The 17,749-nt window shown below is 67.9% G+C and carries 17 protein-coding genes; 3 read left to right on the top strand and 14 right to left on the bottom strand.

What is annotated here, in order from left to right:
• Positions 1-56 precede the first annotated feature (56 nt).
• From ASE64_RS01480 to ASE64_RS01450, 7 genes are all read right to left on the bottom strand, one after another.
• Entirely contained in the window at positions 57-650 is a 594-nt protein-coding gene (locus ASE64_RS01480; RefSeq protein WP_162234532.1) for a pyridoxamine 5'-phosphate oxidase family protein, read from the bottom strand.
• 2 nt (positions 651-652) lie between these two features.
• Complete coding sequence (locus ASE64_RS01475) at positions 653-1,480, bottom strand: creatininase family protein (protein ID WP_055774917.1); 828 nt, start codon at positions 1,478-1,480, stop codon at positions 653-655.
• Complete coding sequence (locus ASE64_RS01470; RefSeq protein WP_055774914.1) at positions 1,477-2,796, bottom strand: FAD-binding oxidoreductase; 1,320 nt, start codon at positions 2,794-2,796, stop codon at positions 1,477-1,479. The genes ASE64_RS01475 and ASE64_RS01470 overlap by 4 nt, the downstream gene beginning before the upstream one ends.
• A 115-nt stretch (positions 2,797-2,911) precedes the next feature.
• Entirely contained in the window at positions 2,912-4,087 is a 1,176-nt protein-coding gene (locus ASE64_RS01465; RefSeq protein WP_055774911.1) for a hypothetical protein, read from the bottom strand.
• A 98-nt stretch (positions 4,088-4,185) separates the two neighbouring features.
• Entirely contained in the window at positions 4,186-5,055 is an 870-nt protein-coding gene (locus ASE64_RS01460; protein ID WP_055774908.1) for an ABC transporter permease, read from the bottom strand.
• Positions 5,052-5,822, bottom strand: a complete 771-nt coding sequence (locus ASE64_RS01455; protein ID WP_181035686.1) for an ABC transporter ATP-binding protein — start codon at positions 5,820-5,822, stop codon at positions 5,052-5,054. Before ASE64_RS01455 ends, ASE64_RS01460 begins: the two co-directional genes overlap by 4 nt.
• Before the next feature lie 8 nt (positions 5,823-5,830).
• Positions 5,831-7,150, bottom strand: coding sequence for an amidohydrolase family protein (locus ASE64_RS01450; RefSeq protein ID WP_235480456.1), 1,320 nt, complete (start codon positions 7,148-7,150; stop codon positions 5,831-5,833).
• Between the two features lie 152 nt (positions 7,151-7,302).
• On the opposite strand from ASE64_RS01450, the gene ASE64_RS01445 reads away from it, so the two are divergent.
• Positions 7,303-8,271: a PDR/VanB family oxidoreductase gene (locus tag ASE64_RS01445; protein WP_055774905.1), complete on the top strand. Its 969-nt coding sequence runs from the start codon at positions 7,303-7,305 to the stop codon at positions 8,269-8,271.
• Positions 8,272-8,296: 25 nt separating this feature from the next.
• Here the strand turns inward: ASE64_RS01445 and ASE64_RS01440 are convergent, their stop codons facing one another.
• A complete protein-coding gene (locus ASE64_RS01440) occupies positions 8,297-9,613 on the bottom strand; it encodes an amidohydrolase family protein (protein WP_055774902.1) in 1,317 nt (438 codons plus the stop codon).
• Positions 9,614-9,701: 88 nt separating this feature from the next.
• On the opposite strand from ASE64_RS01440, the gene ASE64_RS01435 reads away from it, so the two are divergent.
• Positions 9,702-10,829 (top strand): XdhC family protein, encoded by a 1,128-nt coding sequence (locus tag ASE64_RS01435; protein ID WP_055774899.1) that lies wholly within the window; start codon positions 9,702-9,704, stop codon positions 10,827-10,829.
• Between the two features lie 10 nt (positions 10,830-10,839).
• Here ASE64_RS01435 and ASE64_RS01430 read toward each other — a convergent pair whose 3' ends face one another.
• Both ASE64_RS01430 and ASE64_RS01425 read right to left on the bottom strand, forming a co-directional pair.
• The gene (locus tag ASE64_RS01430; RefSeq protein WP_055774896.1) at positions 10,840-13,599 is read right to left on the bottom strand and encodes a molybdopterin-dependent oxidoreductase; all 2,760 of its coding nucleotides are present in this window, start codon (positions 13,597-13,599) and stop codon (positions 10,840-10,842) included.
• Positions 13,596-14,414: an FAD binding domain-containing protein gene (locus ASE64_RS01425; RefSeq protein ID WP_055774893.1), complete on the bottom strand. Its 819-nt coding sequence runs from the start codon at positions 14,412-14,414 to the stop codon at positions 13,596-13,598. The genes ASE64_RS01430 and ASE64_RS01425 overlap by 4 nt, the downstream gene beginning before the upstream one ends.
• 170 nt (positions 14,415-14,584) lie before the next feature.
• On the opposite strand from ASE64_RS01425, the gene ASE64_RS01420 reads away from it, so the two are divergent.
• Positions 14,585-14,935 (top strand): SdpI family protein, encoded by a 351-nt coding sequence (locus ASE64_RS01420; RefSeq protein ID WP_156351588.1) that lies wholly within the window; start codon positions 14,585-14,587, stop codon positions 14,933-14,935.
• 20 nt (positions 14,936-14,955) lie between these two features.
• Here ASE64_RS01420 and ASE64_RS17625 read toward each other — a convergent pair whose 3' ends face one another.
• From ASE64_RS17625 to ASE64_RS01400, 4 genes are read right to left on the bottom strand one after another with little or no spacing between them, the layout of a single operon-like run.
• A complete protein-coding gene (locus ASE64_RS17625) occupies positions 14,956-15,453 on the bottom strand; it encodes a molybdenum cofactor biosynthesis protein MoaE (protein WP_200920074.1) in 498 nt (165 codons plus the stop codon).
• Positions 15,443-15,949, bottom strand: a complete 507-nt coding sequence (locus ASE64_RS17620) for a MogA/MoaB family molybdenum cofactor biosynthesis protein (protein ID WP_055774887.1) — start codon at positions 15,947-15,949, stop codon at positions 15,443-15,445. Before ASE64_RS17620 ends, ASE64_RS17625 begins: the two co-directional genes overlap by 11 nt.
• A complete protein-coding gene (moaC, locus tag ASE64_RS01405; protein WP_055774884.1) occupies positions 15,946-16,425 on the bottom strand; it encodes a cyclic pyranopterin monophosphate synthase MoaC in 480 nt (159 codons plus the stop codon). Before moaC ends, ASE64_RS17620 begins: the two co-directional genes overlap by 4 nt.
• Positions 16,418-17,707 carry a molybdopterin molybdotransferase MoeA gene (locus tag ASE64_RS01400; RefSeq protein ID WP_235480454.1) on the bottom strand — a complete coding sequence of 430 codons (1,290 nt, stop codon included), beginning with the start codon at positions 17,705-17,707 and terminating at the stop codon, positions 16,418-16,420. The genes moaC and ASE64_RS01400 overlap by 8 nt, the downstream gene beginning before the upstream one ends.
• Between the last annotated feature and the right edge of the window lie 42 nt (positions 17,708-17,749).

Raw genomic sequence — 17,749 nt, 5'->3', positions numbered from 1 at the left:
GCGGTCTCGTTGCACGAATGGAGGCATTCGGGCACGAAAGCGTGCGCGAGACCGGCTCAGCCGGGGAGAGTCGCCGTGCTCCAGGTGCCGTCCGCGGCAGAGCGGTACTCGGTGCGGCGGCTCGCCGCTCGAGGGTTGCCCTCCCAAAACGTGAGCCGCGTGGGCTCGATCACGAAACCGAGCCATGTGTCCGGGGAAGTCAGCGTGCCGTCCGGGTGAGCGGCGTCGAAGGCGGCCCAGCTCTGCTCTTGCTCATCTGTCGGCAGCAGAGCGAACTCGGGGGTATTGAGCCACGCCAGCAACTGCAGGTAGCGAGACCGTCGAGCGTACGCAGATGCTTCTTCTTCTGGGGATGCGCGTCGCGCGACACCCTGCACCGTCAACTGACGCAGATCGGCCGGCCAGGCGATCGAGAACGCCACCTCCGGGTGGGCCTCCACATCGGCGACTTTGCGCGAGCGCGAATCGGTGTGCACGAAGAACCCGCTGCGATCGAACTCGCTGAGCAGCACGCTGCGCGAATCCGGGCGCCCCTCGACGTCGACCGTGGCCAGCGCGATGAGCGGCCGAGCGTGGTCGCCGTTCGCAGGAAGCCACTCGGTCAAGACCGCGAAGGCCTCGTCGGGAATGGTGGGCTCCGGTGCGCGCACGTTCACGCCACGGGCCCGGCCGGGTCGAAGCGCGCGATCTCTGCGAACGCCGCCGCGGCCTGCTCCACGGAGTGCTCGAACAGCTCAGCGCCGTACGCCGCGTTGGCAGCCGTCGCGTCGCCGAGTACGCCGTCTGTTCCGAAGTCGTTCGACAGCCAGCCGAACGAGACGGGCTTCTTGAATCCGATGTGCTCGTAGTCGGCCAGGTGCTCGGGAACACTGCGCTGAGCCAGTGAGAGATCGACGAGATCGGGTCGGATGTGCATGATCAGCGACGTCTCACTGTGGCCGCCGTGGATGCCGAGTCCCAGCTCGTCGGGCCCGTCGCCCGTGCCGTCTGCCATCGGCGGCACGATCGGCCCGAGCAGGAATGTCTGCAACCCGAAACGGCGTCGCAACTCGCGGCAGGCGACCTGCAGCAGCGCGAGATTGCCCCCGTGGCCGTTGAAGAACGCCACCTTGTTCGCGGGGGTCGCGGCGATCGAGTTGCCCAGGTCGACGATGGTGTTCATCATCGTCTCCCAGGTGAGCCACATGGTTCCGGATGCCCAGTGGTGCTCGTCGCTCTTGGTGTACGCCAGGGTCGGCAGAATCCACGCGTCGACACCCTGCGATGCGGCGCGCTCGACGGCGGCGTTCGCGATCGCATCCGCCAGCAGGTAGTCGGTCATCAGAGGAAGATGCGATCCGTGGTGCTCGATCGCCCCCGTGGGAATGACGACGACGGAGTCGGCGTCGAGCGCCGCTGTCGCGGCCGGCCCCGACAGCTCGACCAGTTTGCGCGTTCCCAGGTCGTTCACGACGGGATCGCCCGTAGGGGCGCCGCTCATGACGCGGCTCCGACGACGCCCTTGCCCTGCAGCTTGCCGGGGTTCAGCAGACCCTGGGGATCGGTGGTTTCGGCGAGGGCCAGCGTGCGTTCGACCTCGTGGTCGACGAACCAGACGTGCGGGTTGTGCACGCCGACGCCGATCGCAGCGAGCTTGTCGAAGCCCTCGTAGACCTTCTCGGCGCTCTCGTAGATGCCGGCGAGCATGCCGATTGGGCGGTTTTTCTGGGCCTCGATGTGCAGCATGCCGCCGGGGTACACCGCGTGCACCTCGTCGATGCGGTCGACGAGTGCGTCGCCGGCGACCTCGATGTGAAAGTACTTGCCCGGGTCGCTCTTCTGCAGCCACTCGATGGGGTGGTTGTACGAGATCATGCTGAGCTTCATGGCGGTCTGAGGGCCCTCGCGCACCTCTTCGACTCGGCCTCCCGCGGCCTCGATGAGGGCCGTCGCGGCGGGGACGGCCGCGATGTCGATGATGGCGCGCAGGCTCGCGCGGTCTTTGGGGATGCCCGGGTCGGCCGGCAGCGCATTGGCCAGTACGGGCAGATCGGCAGACACCAGCCGCGGCGTCGGCTCGAGCTGTCCGATCTCGCGGATCACGGAGATGGCCTCGGAGAAGGTGTCGAAGCTGGCGAACAGGCCCCGCCAGTCTTGCAGGGGCTCGAGTGCGATCGTGGCCTGGGCGATGATTCCGGCCGTGCCGTAGGTGTGCACGTAGGGCTGCGCCTCGTCGCCGTCCACGTGCACGAGCTGCGCATCCGGTGTCGCGTGCACGACATCGAGGGCCAGAACGAAGCCCTCGTGATTCGAGCCGTGCGCGATGGATCCGGTTCCGCCGGAGCCGCCCGAGAGGAAGCCGCCGATCGACGACTGCGCCGTCGACGGGTACATGAGAATCTGCTGGCCCGACTCGCGCGCCGCCTGCTCGATCGTGACGATCGGGGTGCCGGCCAATGCCGTGAGGAACCCGTCGCCGACCTCGACGACCCCGCGCAGCTTCGACAGGTCGAGCACGAGACCGTTCTCGATGGGGATGGCCTGGCCGTAGTTGCCCGTGCCTTTGCCGCGGGGGGTGATTCCCACCCCGTGACGAACGGCGGCGGCGATCACCTGTGCGACCTGCTCGGCCGTGGTCGGGAAGGCCACGATGTCGGCGAGCCCGAGCGGAAGCTGCTCGGTGATGATCGGAGACAGATACGAGCCGTCGGCCGAGGCCTTCTCGCGGGCGCGGAGCTCGGTCGTCACGCCGCGCTCACCCAGAATCGCGGCGAGTTCTGTGGCGAGGGATGCGATGGGCTCGGTGAGGTCGGTCATGGTGCGGGTCCTTAGATGGTGCCGAATGATGATGGCCCGTCACCGGTCGCCCGTCACCCACGCGAGGTGGTGCGACGGGCGACCGATGATGGGCCGACGGTTCTGCAGCTACGGGTTACTTCAGGCCGATGGTCTGGTCGATGAACTCGTTGGTGAAGAGGTCGGAGGTCTTCAGACCGTCTGCCGGGGGAGTGCCGAGCTTGGTGAAGATCGGGGTGTCGATGTCGAGGACCTTCTGGATACGGGCCTCGTCGAAGTCGCCGATGTAGGCGTTGTCGCCGTTGCTCACCAGACCGAGCTTCTTCATGGTGTCGACCGAGTAGTCGGCCACGCCCTCGTCGTAGACCCAGCCGGTGTCGAACTGGTCGACGAGGTCGAGGATGAGCTTGTTGGTCGCGGCGGGGTCGGCGAAGTAGTCGACCTCGGCCTGCTGCAGCACGGGCACGAGCTTGGTGAGGCAGGGCGAGAGCTTCTCGAGATCAGCGGAACGCACCGAGACGGCCGCCGCGTAGATCGGGTAGCCGGCGTCGTGGATCAGCTGGTACGCGACCGGCTTCTTCCAGGCATCGACCTCGTTCTCGTACACGTAGGGCTCGGCACTCGCGAAGCCCTGCTGCGCGTCCTTGCCCTGAGCCGTCACGAAGTTGGCGGGGGTTCCGTCGTAGCCGCCGTCGGCCTGAGCTTCGGGAACGATTCCCGCACCCTTGAGGTACTCCATGTACGCCGCTCCACCGAAGTACTTGATGACGGCGCCGGCCTTCGCCAGTTCGGCGATGGTCTTCACATCGGGGTATGTCTTCGGATCCCACATGATCATCTGGGGGTTGATGTCGAGCGGCGCGAAGACGGCGGTGGTGGGCATGTCGGCCGACAGCTGGATCGCCTCGTCGGTGTTCGAGTAGCCGAGGGTGATGCTGTCGTCGGTGTACATCTGCGACGTCACGGTCTGGAAGCCGATCGCCGGACCGCCGGAGCGCACTTCGAGGTTCACGCCCGTGTATTCGCCCTTCGAGTACAGGGGGCCGGAGACGCTCTTGTTGCCCGCGTCGACCACGGCATCGTCACCGAACATGGAGTACAGGTGGCCGTGCTCCGCCTCGGGGTTCCAGTCGGTCTGGATCGTGACGGTCGCCGGGCAGCCGGCGGCCGCGAGGTCGACCGAACCGATTTTCAGATCCTTGCTCGCGTCGGTGGCGGTGTCGGTTGCGCCCGCGGAGCAACCGGTGAGGACGAGAGCCGTTGAGGCGAGAAGACCCGCGGCCATGAGTGACCTCGATCGAGTGATGCGCATTTCATCTCCTTGTGTGATGTGCAGGATGCAAAGCGGTTCGGTGCTGTGAAGGGTGCTGCTGGGGATGGGTGAGTCGAGGGTCGGCCTGCGCCGAGGTGCTACTTGCTGTAGTCGTACCAGCGGCCGACGGCGAGTTTGCCGAGCCAGCCGAACACGAGGAAGACCACGACGCCGAAGAGCGAGGCGACGATGATCGCGGCGAAGAGTTCGGCGCCCTGCACGCGCGATTGGTAGTTGCTGATCAGCGACCCCAGGCCGGGCTCGCCGCGTCGGAAGAAGAAATCGCCGACGATGGCGCCGACGACCGCGAGGCCGGCGGAGATGCGCATACCGGCGAAGATCGCCGGAAGCGCGGCCGGGAACTCCAGCTTGAGGAGAACGGTCCAGCGACTGGCCTTCTGCAGCTGGAACAGCTCGCGCTGGCCCTTGTCGACCGACTGCAGCCCGAAGAGCGTGTTCGACACGATCGGGAACAGCGCGATCATGACGCAGACGATCACGCGGGCGGGAAAGTCGAAGCCGAACCAGAAGCCGATCAGCGGCACGAGGGCCAGGATCGGAATGCACTGGAGGATGACGGCGTACGGAAAGAGCGAACGCTCGATCCAGCGTGCCTGGCTCATGGCGACGGCCCAGACGAAGCCGATCACGATGGCGATCGCGAGTCCCGTGAGAGCGACTCCGGCCGAGCGGGCCAGAGCGCCCATGATGTCGCCCAGAGTCTTCGGGTCGAAGAACGCCTCTTCGATGATCACGTGGGGCGCCGGAACGAGGAACGACCGCGCCGGGTCGAGCAGCACGTAGCTGACGAAATACCAGATCGCCAGAATGACGATGAAGACGATGACGGGTGGAACCCACGCGGGGAATCGGCCGCCACGTCGCTTCGGCATCTCGGATGCGCGCGACACGGTGCGGATCTTCGGGTTCGTGGCGACCGGCCCGGTCGGTGGAGCGGTCGTGGTCACGAGTGTCCCTTTCTGAGCGCGTGCGAGACCTCGCCGGCGAGCTCGGCGAACTCGGGGGTGAAGCGGATCTCAGGATCACGGGGGTAGGCGAAGGGAACGTCGAAGGTCTCGACGATCTTGCCCGGGCGGCCCGACATCACGACGACCCTGGTCGACAGGTAGACGGCCTCGGAGACCGAGTGGGTGATGAAGAGTCCGGCGAACTGCTGCTCGGTGAAGAGCTTGATCAGCTCGTCGTTCAGGCGCTCGCGCGTGATCTCGTCGAGGGCGCCGAACGGCTCGTCGAAGAGAAAGAGCTCGGGGTCGAGCGTCAGCGACCGCGCCAGCGAGGCGCGCATGCGCATGCCGCCGGAGAGCGTCTTGGGCAGGTGCTTCTCGAACCCCGCGAGTCCCACGAGTTCGATGGCCTTGGCGGCCTCGGCGACGCGGGTCTTCTTGGGGATGCCGTTCAACTCGGCGAGCAGCTCGACATTCGCCTGCACGGTTCGCCACGGCAACAGCGTCGCGTCTTGGAAGACGTAGCCGATGCGCTTGGTGGCGACATTCGTCTCGCCTGCCGTCGCAGGGGTGAGCCCTGAGGCGATGCGCAGCAGCGTGGACTTTCCGCATCCCGACGGCCCGACGACGGTGACGAACTCGCCTTTCTTGACCGTGAGATCGACACCGGAGAGTGCGGTCGTGCCGTTGGGGAACGTCATGGCGACGTCGGAGAAATGGAGAAGCTCGGTCGTCGTCGTCTCGGCAGGGGTGTCTGTCGTCAGCGTCATCGGGCTCGTCACCTCTTTTCGAGAAGGAGTTCGGTCGGCTCGATGGAACGAGTCGGAAGGGCAGTGTGATGGGTGACCTCGCTGAAGGCGACGAGACGCCCCGCGTGGATCACGTACCGGTCGGCGGGCGCGTTCGCCACCACATCGGTGAGGTTGGCTCCGCGCACGGCGAGCAGTTCGGCCTTCGCGCCGACGGCGACGCCGGCGGGTTCGAGGCTCATCACCAAGCGGGCCCCGCGACTGACCGCGGTGTACGCCTCCGGCACCGTGAGGTGACCGGCCGTGACGAGAAGCGAGGCGGTTTCGAGCGCGTCGCTGCGGCCGACGGGATTGAACGGATCACGCACGTTGTCGGCGCCCGCACCCAGCCGCACTCCGGCATCCAGAAGCCTGCGAACGGCCGTGAGGCCGCGCGGCGTCGACACCGGATGCTGCCAGCCCTGCAGGTAGAGATTGGTGATCGGCAGGGTCACGATTCCGATGTCGCTGGCGAGGACCTCGTCGATGATCGCGTCGGCCTCGTCGAGGTCGAGGGTGCCGAGTCGCACGCAGTGCCCGGCGGTCACCGGCATCGATTCGGGCCAGTCGCGCACGGTGCGGGCGAGCTCGGCGAGCGTGTACCCACCCGTGAGGCTCTCGTCGGTGTGGATGTCGACGCCCACGCCGCGTCGTGAGGCGATCGCGAGCAGGCGCTGCAGGTCGGCGCTCTGATCGTCGGCCAGGTGAGGCGCGCCGCCGACGAGATCGACTCCGAGATCGAGGGCCGCCTCGATGTCTTCGGTGGGGATCGTCGGTCCGGCGAGGGCTGCGAGCTCGATGTGCATCAGCTCACGGAGTTCGTCGCGCACCTGAACGAGGGCCTGAACCCCGCGCAACGGAGAGTCGCCCGAGAGGATGTCGACGTGGCAGCGAATGGCGGTGGTGCCGTTCTGCAGCAGCATGAGCGCCGCGCGGCGAGCCCGGTCTGCGATGGACTCGACGGTCATCGTGGCCGAATAGTTCTTCCACGACTCGATGGCGAGACCGAGGTCGCCCATGGGCGGATCGATCAGGTCCCACGACAGGGCCTTGTCGAGGTGGGCGTGCGGTTCCGCCGGTGCGGTGAGCAGAACGAAGCCGGAGAGGTCGAGGGTCTCTGATGCCGCGGCAGAAGACGCGTCGCCTGCGGGCCGGACGCCGGTGACGGTATCGCCCGTGATCTCCACATCGACGACCGAGCCGTCTTCAAGGGTCGCGGAGCGAAGCAGCGAGACAGCCCTCGGCAGTGCGCTCATTGTGTGCCCTCCGATGAACTTCTTGGGGCCCACGCTGGCCAGTGACGATTCCACTCTAAGCAGTGGATATTTCGGTCACGTAACACGAACATTTCCTCACATGACGATTCGAGGAATGCTCGACGTCGGTGATCGAAGTAGTTCTCATCGAAGAGTACTGTCGCAGTGGACCACCCCGCATCTTCTGACCGAAAGCCACCACCTCCATGTCACTCCACCTCTCTGAGATCGACGCCGTCGTGAGCCGCGTCGCCGATGTCGCCGACGGCGTGAAGACGATCGAGTTCCGCGCCGTCGACGGATCAGAACTTCCCTCGTGGACCCCGGGCGCGCACCTCGACGTGGTCGTGCGCGAGGGAGTCGAGCGGCAGTATTCCCTGTGTGGAGACCCCGCCTACAGGCGCTCGTATCGCATCGGCGTCTTGCGTGACGACGAAGGGCGCGGCGGCTCGCGTGCGATGCACACGGAGCTCTCTGTCGGGAGCAGGGTGCGTCTGCGCGGCCCGCTGAACCACTTCGAGCTCGTGCCCGCCGAGAGCTACCTCTTCATCGCCGGAGGCATAGGGATCACGCCGTTGATCCCCATGATCCACGCCGCCGAAGAGGCCGGTGCTTCCTGGTCTCTCGCTTACGCAGGGCGCTCGCGGCGCACGATGGCGTTCCTCGGCGAACTAGAGGCTCTGTTCGGCAGTCGGGTGCGCGTGTTCGCGGCTGATTCCGACGAGGGCGAGGTGAGTCGAATGGATGTCGCGGCTCTCGTCGCCGAGGTGGCCGACGGAACGCTCGTCTACTGCTGCGGGCCGGCCCGCCTTCTCGCCGCCGTCGAAGACGCATCCTCCTCGCTGCCGCACGGCAGCCTGCACCTCGAGCGCTTCGAGGCGAGAGATGCCGGAGCGCCCATGCTCGACGACTCATTCGAGGTCGAACTCACCCTGTCGGGGGAGACGCTCACGGTGCCGCCCGACAAGTCGATTCTCGACGTCGTCGAAGACGCCGGTGTGCTCGTGCTCTCGTCGTGCCGAGAGGGAACCTGCGGAACCTGCGAGACGCCCGTGGTCTCGGGCGAGGTCGATCATCGCGATTCGGTGCTGACCCCCGACGAGCAGGCCGACAACGAGGTCATGATGATCTGCGTCTCGCGAGCCGCGTGCCCGCGCCTGGCGCTCGAGCTCTAGCCGCCTTCTCCTCGATCGGCGTGCGTCAGGCGGTTCTCGAAGCCAGAAGCGCCGTCAGATCGGAGGCCAGGTCGCGCTGGTCGCGGCCCACGAGTTCGTAGTCGCGCACGACCACCCGTCCGCCCACCACGACGTGCTTCGGGCGTCGGCCGGGGCTCGCCCAGAGCAGGCCTGCAAGAGGGTCTGCGACTCCGGCGTCGGCCACCCCGGAGACATCCCAGACGCACACGTCTGCCGCGGCGCCATGTCGAAGATGCCCCAACTCGTCGCGGCCCAGACCGGTGGCCGACCCCTCGCTCGCCATCGCGAGGACCTCCCGCGCCGCGAGGGGACGACCGACGAGCGGAGCGACCTGCATGGCGAGACGCGCGTCGGCCAGCAGATGCCCGGCGTCGTTGCTGCCACCGCCGCTCGTGCCGAGTCCGACGGCGATGCCGGCCTGCCGCAGCGCCGCCACGGGCGCGATTCCCCAGCCCATGGGCAGGTCGCAGCCGGGCGCGTGGGTCGCGGTGACACCGGCGGATGCGAGCCGCGCGATCTCCTCGGGCGTGACCGCACAGAGATGGGCGATCGTGACATCGGGTGCGAGCCAGCCCCACTCGTCGAGCAGGTCGAGGGGGCGCCGGCCGTATTTTTCGAGAGCGATCGCCACGTCGACCTGCTCGTTGGCCTGAGTGCGCCTGCGCAGTCCATGCCGCCGAGCGACCTCCGCGAGCAGCCGGAACGTCTCCTCGCTGTCGCTGTGCACCCCGGCCGGCCCGACCGCGAGCTGCAGCATCCCGTCGTTCGAGATGCCGGCCTCACCCTGCGGAACCAACGCGCTGACGATGCGCTCCGCCGACAGGGCGGCTTCCTCCGGGTCATCGCGGGCGGAGCCGCGCACGAAGACCAGTCTGCCGCCGAGCTCCGCGGCAGCCGAGGCGGTGGCGCGCGCGATGCCCACATCGTCGCTGCCCGCGGGCCAGGTGAGGTGGTGATCGGCGACGGTGGTGACACCCGAGAGCAGACCCTCCGCTACGCCGACGCGAGCGGCGGCCCGCGCGAGTTCGGGATCGATTCCGACACGGCCATACGCCGCCGCCATCGTCGGCAGCCAGTCGCTCATGGCGACGCCGCGCGTGCCGGGAAGTGTGCGGAACGCGCTCTGCAGAAGATGGTGGTGAGCGTTCACGAGGCCCGGGGTCACCACGCATCCGGAGGCATCCAGCACGTCTGTCTCGTCGCCCTCGCTGGTCGCCGCGATGGCCGCGGAGACCACGACCCCGTCGGCGAGAGCCAGGTCAGCGGCGCTTTCGTGCGTCTCGTCGATCATCGTCGTGATGGCATTGCGGATGAGGAGCATTGACCAGTTCTAGCACCTCTGTGTGTCAGGATTGTGTCGGTCGAGGCGAGGCCTGATCGCCGTCCTCGAGGCCGAAAGAGATGTTCTCATGCTCGATATCGCAGCAGACCTGCTTGAGGCCCTCGGCGAGGGTCGACGACTCGCGGTCGCGACCGTCACGACCGTGGATGGCTCGGCCCCGCGGGCCCTCGGCACATCGATGGCCGTCGACGACCAGGGGCGAGTGCTCGGCAGCATCTCGGGCGGATGCGTCGAGGGCGCGGTCTACCAGGCCGCCGAGACGGTCCTCGAGACGGGCGCGCCCGTTCTGGCCGAGTTCGGCTTCACCGACGGCGACGCCTTCGAGGCCGGCCTGAGCTGCGGCGGGCGTATCGAGGTCTTCGCGCACGAGATCACGATGGGCGGCGCCCGCGGCGCGCTCGACGCGCGAGTGGTGCACGAACTCGAGGCGACGCGCGACGGCCGCCCGGCCGGCGTCGCCATTATCGTCGCCGGTCGGGCCGCGGGCACGGTGATCGCGGCGACGGCGTCGGCGCCCGAGGTCGAACGCGACGGGCTCGATCCCGCCGCCGCGCAGCGCATCCTGCACGAACTGACGGCGCGGGTGTCGTCGGGGCTGTCAGGAACGCTCGATGTCGACTGTGACGACGAGGCGCTGCGAGTGCTGTTCGTCGTGGCCGCCACAGCGCCGCGCATGATCATCTTCGGGGCCGTCGACTTCTCTGCGGCGCTCGCCGACGCCAGCAGTCTGCTCGGCTACCACGTGACCGTCTGCGACGCGCGGCCACTGTTCGCCACGCCGCGGCGCTTCCCGTCGGCCGACGAGGTCGTCGTGGCCTGGCCGAGCGAATACCTCCGGTCTACCCACACCGATTCGCGCACCGTGATCTGCGTGCTCACCCACGACGAGAAGTTCGACATCCCCCTGCTCGAAGAGGCTCTGCGGCTGCCGGTGGCCTTCGTCGGAGCGATGGCCTCTCGGAGCACCCACGAGCGGCGGATCCGAGCCCTCGAGGATGCCGGCGTCAGCGCGGCGCGGATCGCGCGACTGCACTCACCGATCGGACTCGATATCGGCGGAAGCACCCCGCAGGAGACCGCTGTATCGATCCTCGCCGAGGTCATCGCGAGTCGCACCGGGGCGGCTGGTGCGTCGCTGCGCTCGCAGACCGGCGCCATCCATCGCACGGCGGCGACCCGGGTGACGTGGCCGTAGCGCCGAGCGACTAGTCCTGCAGCAACCGCCAGATGCGGTCGCGCGACATCGGCAGCTCCATGGGGCGGCGGCCGATCGCGTCGGTGATCGCGTTCGCGAGGGCGGGTGCCACCGGGTTGTAGGGCGCCTCGCTCATCGACTTGGCGCCGAACGGCCCGAGTGGATCGCGGGTGTCGGCGAAGTACACCTCGGTCACGGGCAGGTCGGAGAGCTGGGGGATGTGGTAGTTGCGCAGCACGGTGGTGAGCACCGTGCCTTCGCCGTCGTTGATGATCTCCTCGTAGAGCGCCGTACCGATGGCCTGGGCCACGCCGCCCTCGATCTGACCACGCAGCTGAGCAGGATTGAGCACGAAGCCGGCGTCCGCCGTCTGGATCGACTGAAGGACGAGCACCTCGCCGGTGAGTGTGTTCACGGCAACGCGGAACGCGTGAACGTTGAAGGCGATGGAGCGTCGAGCGCCGTCTTCGTTCGCCGTCGCCGTCAGTCCCTCAGGGCCGACGAGCTCCGCGACCGACAGCCGTCGATCGCCCGAGACGAGCGTGCCGTCGTCGAGGGTCCAGGCATCCGGCGCCGTCTGCGTGTGTTCGGAGGCGAGCTGTCGCAACTCGCGCGCGAGCGACTCCGCGGCAGCGAGCACGGCCTTGCCCGCGACGACCGTGCCGGCCGACCCGAACGCGCCGGTGTCGTAGCGCGCGGCGTCGGTGTCGCTCTGCCTCACCCGGATGCGCGTCGGGCTCGTCGACAGCGCGCTCGCAGCGAGTTGCGTGTGCACCGTGGTGGTGCCGTTGCCGAACTCCGCGGTGCCGACACCGACGGTGTAGCCGCCGTCGGCGTCGGCCGTGACGGTCACCTCGGAGAAGTGACCGCGCGGGGGCATCGTGGCGATCATCGACGAGGCCATGCCCTGGCCTACCCGCCACTCGGCGCCGCTCGGCGCAACCGTCGAGTTTCCCCTCGCAAGAGCCTTCTCGGCCAGATCGATGCACTGATCGAGCCCGTAGCCGCCGAGGATCAGATCGTCTCCCTCGACGTGGGTGACGATCAGCGGGTCTGAGGGTGTCACGGAGTTGAGCCGGCGCAGCTCGAACGGGTCGATGCCGACGACGCGCGCCAGATCGTCGAGAGCCGACTCGATGGCGAAGATCACCTGCCCGAGTCCGTAGCCACGGAACGCGCCCGAGGGGACGTTGTTGGTGTAGACGCAGCGGGCATCCACCCGCTTGTTCGGCACGGTATACAGACTCACCGACTCGGAGCACGAGTGGTACATCGTGCCGGGGCCGTGGTTGCCGTAGGCGCCGGTGTCGGAGAGCAACTCGACCTTCATCGCGGTGAGCAGGCCGCCCTCGTCTGCTCCGAGGGTGACCTCCACCTCCATGGGGTGCCGCGTCGGCGAGATCGTGAATTCGTCTTCGCGAGTGAACTCGTACTGCACCGACCGCCCCGTGACGAGCACGGCGAGGCTCACGATGTCCTCGGTCAGAATCTCCTGTTTTCCGCCGAAGCCGCCGCCCACTCGAGCCGTGAAGACGCGAACGGTGGAGGGGTCGCGGTCGAACAGGCGGCAGATCTCGGTCTGCACCAGGAAGGGAACCTGCGAACTCGTCCGCAGCACCAACCGATCGTCGTCGTCGAGCCAGCCGATCGTGGCATGGGTCTCGAGGTGCGTGTGGGCCACGCGCTGCGTCTGCCAGGTTCCCGTGACCGTGTGCGCGGCCTCGGAGAACCCGGTGGCCACGTCGCCGTATTCTCCGTGCAGCTCGGCGACCAGGTTGTGCTGCGGGTCGACGATGCGCGAGGTGGTTCCGTTCTTGTCGCCGTGGATGCTCGGTGCGCCCTCGAGCGTCGACAGGTGCGGGTCGAAGACGGCGGGCAACACCTCGTAGTCGACCTCGATGAGACGTGCGGCGGCCTCGGCGATACCGACCGAGTCGGCCACGACAGCGGCCACGCGCTGGCCGCGATAGCGCACGACGCTGTCGAGCACCAGCGTGTCGTCGGGATCGTCGAGTCGCGACTCGTGTCGGGCGGTCGAGAACAGGGTGTCGGGGGAGTGCTCGTGCGTGAGTACCGCGTGAACGCCGGGCAGGGCGCATGCGCGCCGTGTGTCGATCGCCGTAATGCGCGCGTGCGCGTGCGGCGAGCTGAGTACGACGAGGTGCAGCAGCCCGGCGACCGCGACGTCGAGGGTGAACGGCTCCTGCCCGCTGACCACCCGCTCGCTGGCCGGCGCCGCGACCGAGGTTCCGATGGATGCGCGCGGCCCGGTCTTGATGACCGGCGTCGTATGCGGCTCCGGTGCCGCGGCGCTGGGCTCGAGCTCGACGCCGCAGGAGTCGGTGTGCACGTGGTCGATAGCCTCGTGGATCGCGCGATAACCCGTGCACCGGCAGAGATTGCTCTTCAGCAGGCGTGGCAGCTCTGCCAGGTCGTCGTCATCGAAGGTCGACGCCGTGACGACCATGCCCGCGGTGCAGAACCCGCACTGGAACGCGGCGTGATCGACGAACCTCTGCTGCACATCCGACAGATCGCCCGGCATACCCAGCCCTGAGGCGGTCGTCACGTCTTTGCCTTCGGCGCGGAACGCCGGGTACACGCACGAGTGCACGGGCGTGCCGTCGATGAGCACCGAGCACGCGCCGCAGTCTCCGGTGTCGCAGCCTTTCTTCACTTCGAAGTGCTGCTGGTCTCGAATGAAGGTGCGCAGGCTCTGTCCGGCCCGGGGCTCCGAGTCGAACGTCTCACCGTTGATCGAGAACGTCATCGAGATGCCTCCGTTAGTTCCAACCGAATCTCCTCGCCCAGCACGACGCTGACCGCGCGCCGCCAATCCGCCGCGCCGTGCGCATCCGTGAACCAGCTGTCGATGCTCTCGATTGCGGCGCGCAACTCGGATGCCGTGGGCAGGCCCGCGAATCGCCGTTGCTCCGGGTGCACGGTGGCCGCCGACACGGTGAGCACGAAGCTCCCGTCGACGGGGTCGAGTCTGCCGATGACGACCGCGCCGCTTCGACCGATGGCCGAGAGCGCGATCTTTCGGTAGGCCGTTCGCGAGCCGAGTGAGCGGGTGGACACGTGCAGCGAGCGCAGCACATCGCCGGAGTCCAGCGAGGTGGTCGTGTTGCCCGTGACGAGTTCGCTGACGGGAACGCGCAGGTCGCTGCCATCGCCCTTCCAGATCAGTGCCTCTGCATCGAGCGCGCTGAACAGCGAGGTCATGGGCCCGGCGGGCAGCGCGGTGCAGATGTTGCCGCCCACTGTGGCGACGTTCCAGACCTTGAACGAGCCGAACAGAGCCGTGCAGCACTGGGAGAAGAGGGGGTAGGCGCGCCATCCCCGGTCATCGGGCAGCCGGGAGAGCTCGGCGAGTGTGGCGGTGGCGGCCACCTCGAGACCCTTCTCGGTGACCTCGAACGGCGCCCAGCCGAACGTCTGCAGATCGACGAGGGTGTGGATCTGAGGGTCGGGCTCGGCGAAGAGCACGCTTCCGCCGGCCAGAGGCACGGCCCCCTTGCCGAGCTCTCGGAGGTCGGCCCGGCTTCGGGCAGGAACCACTCGGTTCACGGTGTTGAGGTCCATGTACGTCTCCTCGTACCGAATCGTTGCGGTGGTGCTGGGTTCCAGTACACCTCACACATGTGTCGAGCGTGTAACTCACCGCGCCGAGAACCACCGCTTCTGCTCGCAGGCACACACACGGTGTTCCAGGGGTGGCGGAGGTGACCGCGTGGGGGGAGCAGAATAACCCTATGGAAACGCAGGATCCTGTTGCCGCTTTGGTTCTTCTCGGCTGGTTGTCCGCTGGCCTTCTCGCGTTGATCGCCGTGATCTGCCTGGCTGCCAAGCGAGGGTCGCTCACGGTCAATCCGATGGTGGGACTCCGTCTTCCCTCGCTTATGCGCGATGAGGAGTCATGGCGAGTCGGCCACGCGGCTGCCCTGATGCCGGCCCTCGCCGCGCTCGCGCTCGCCGTGACGTTCGACTTGATCGGGCTGGTGGCGTTGCCGGCCTATTGGGTTGCCATTGCAACGTTCGTCGCCGGGCTCGTGGTCATTGTCGTTCGAGCATCCAAGGCGGCCGGACTCTCCTCGGGTGCGTAGCGGCGCACCCAAGCAGCACATCAGCCGAGGGCGGCTACCCACTCCGTGGTGCCGTCGGTAAAGCCCTGCTCTTTCCAGATCGGCACGCGCGCCTTGATCTCGTCGACGAGCGCGGCGCACGCGGCGAACGCCGTGCCGCGGTGGGCGGATGCGACGGCGCAGGCCAGGGCCACGTCGGTGATTGCGAGATCTCCGACGCGGTGTGCCGCGGCGATTGTCGTTCCGGGGTACGCGCGGGCCGTCTCGGCGACGACCTCACGCAACACCGCGTCGGCCGTCGGATGCGCCGAGTACCTCAGCCACGTCACGCCCTTGCCCTCGTCGTGGTCGCGCACGACCCCCGCAAAAGTCACGACCGCTCCGGCGTGGTCGTTCTCGACGGCGGCGACGCACTCGTCGACCGTGATGGGCGCATCCGTGACTCGTGCGAAGGCGACGACCGCGGGTGCCGACTCGCCGAAATCGTCAGCAGACTCAGGCGCGGAGTCCGCTACCGAGGAGGAGATATCAGCGCTCATGGTCTCCTCCGTGCAACTGATCGATCACGTGGTCGAGAAGCTCGTCGAGCACGGCGAGCCCGTCTTTCACCCCGCCTGTCGAGCCCGGAAGATTCACGACGAAGCTCCTGCCCCGTGCTATTCCGGCATGACCGCGGGTGAGTGCGGCGAGGGGCGTGGATTCGGCACCGCGTCGACGGATCGCCTCGATCACTCCCGGCAGCTCTCGTTCGAGTAGCGGCAGTGTGGCTTCCGGAGTGCGGTCTGTGGGATTGACTCCCGTGCCCCCGGTCGTCACGACGAGATCGGCACCCGATTCGACGGCATCCTGGAGCGCGGCGACGACCTCGTCGCCATCCGGAACCACCTGCACCATCGGATCAGCCCACCCGCGCTGCCGCAGCCAGTCGGCGATCACGGGGCCTGTGCGGTCGTCGTAGACCCCGGTCGCTGCGCGGGTCGATGCGACGATGACGCGGGCCCGGCGCTCGCGGGGGTCGTCGACGCTGCCCGTCATTCGAGCGTCCAGTCGCCCGACTTGCCACCCGATTTGGCTGTGACCTGAATGTCGGTGATCACCACGTGCTTGTCGACTGCCTTGATCATGTCGTAGAGCGTGAGGGCGGCGACCGACGCGGCGGTCAGTGCCTCCATCTCGACCCCGGTGACGCCTCGGGTCTTCACCGTCGCGGTGATCACGATGCGGTCGTCGCCAGGCGCGAAGTCGATCGTCGCACCAGACAGGGGCAGCGGATGGCACAGCGGGATGAGCGACGACGTCTGCTTGGCCGCCATGATTCCGGCGACTCGCGACACCGCCAGGGCCTCGCCCTTCGGCAACTCGCCCGCGAGGAGAAGCTCGAGCACGTCGGGTCGCGTGATGACCGTGGCCACCGCGCTGGCGCGCCTCGACGTCTCGGCCTTGTCGGTGACATCGACCATCAGTACCGCTCCATCGGCGCGCACATGGGTGAGGGCGGGTTCGTCAGTCATCGATTCTCCAGACGTCGACCGGGTTTCCGGCATCGGCGTGGCCGAGCCCGACCGGAAGGTGAACAAGGGCGGTCGAGGCCGCATAGGAATGCAGCAGGTGCGAGCTCGGCCCGCCAACGAGTCGAACGAGACCGTCGGCATCGATGGATGCGCGGCGCACCTGATGCTTGTCGGCGGGCGAGTCGACGGACTCGGCCAGGGGCAGGCGCAGCACCTCGCGTTCGGTCCGGACGAATCCGGCGAGGCTGCGGAGCGCGGGGCGCACGAACATCTCGAACGAGACGAGAGCGCTTACGGGGTTGCCCGGGAAGGTCACGACGGGCAATCCGTTCGGATGCCCGGCCGCCTCGACGAGGCCCAGACCCTGAGGTCCCCCGGGCTGCATGGCCACGTGTGAGAACTCCACACCGAGCGGGCCGAGCGCGTCGCGCACGACCTCGCGCGCCCCGGCACTGACTCCTCCGACGGTGATCACGAGATCGGCGGTCGGCGCGCCCTTCTCGACGATGTGCAGCAGCTCTGCCGCGTCATCGGAGCGGCACGGCCACGCGACGACCGTGCAGCCCGACTCGATGAGGGCCTGGCTCAGCACCGCGCTGTTCGAATCGTAGATCTGCCCGGGTTCGAGAGTGGTGCCGGGTTCTCTGATCTCATGGCCGGTGGCGATGAGCAGTACCCGGATGCGACGCAGTACGTCGACCGTCGTGAGCCCGGTGGCCGCTATCACGCCGAGTTGGGCGGGCCCGAGCGAGGTTCCCGCTGCGAGCAACAGATCACCGGCGCCGACGTCGGAGCCGCGTCGGCGCACGAACTCCTCGGGTCGTGGCGCTGCCGAGAACTCGACGATTCCATCGGCTCGGGGGCTCTCGCCTGCGGTCGGGAAACGGTCGGGAATCGCACGCTCGATAGGCACGACGGCGTCGGCGCCGACGGGCAGCGGAGCTCCGGTCATGATGGGCGCCGCCGTGCCGGGAGCCAGCTCGGCGATCGTGTCGCCCGCGTTGATCTGTGTGTCGATCTGCAACCGCGCCGTCGCATGCGGTGCGGCGTCTGTCAGCTCGGCGGCCCGCACGGCATAGCCATCCATCTGCGAGTTGTCGAACGGCGGCAGGTCTGTCGGGGAGACGATGTCCACAGCCAGCACGCGATGACGATAGGTGTCGGGAGCTCCGGCGATCCGCGCCGCGGAGACCGGCAGTGTCTCGACGGCGCGATCCTGCGCGAGCGGCGCAAGCAGCGCCTCTACCGCGACGCGGTGATGGTCGAGCAATCGGGAGGTCACCCGTCTATTGTCTCGCAGCGGCAGCGGCATCCGCTGGTCACA

The organism is Agreia sp. Leaf210, assembly GCF_001421485.1.
Taxonomy (GTDB): domain Bacteria; phylum Actinomycetota; class Actinomycetes; order Actinomycetales; family Microbacteriaceae; genus Agreia.
This window is presented reverse-complemented; position numbering and strand designations above follow the sequence as displayed.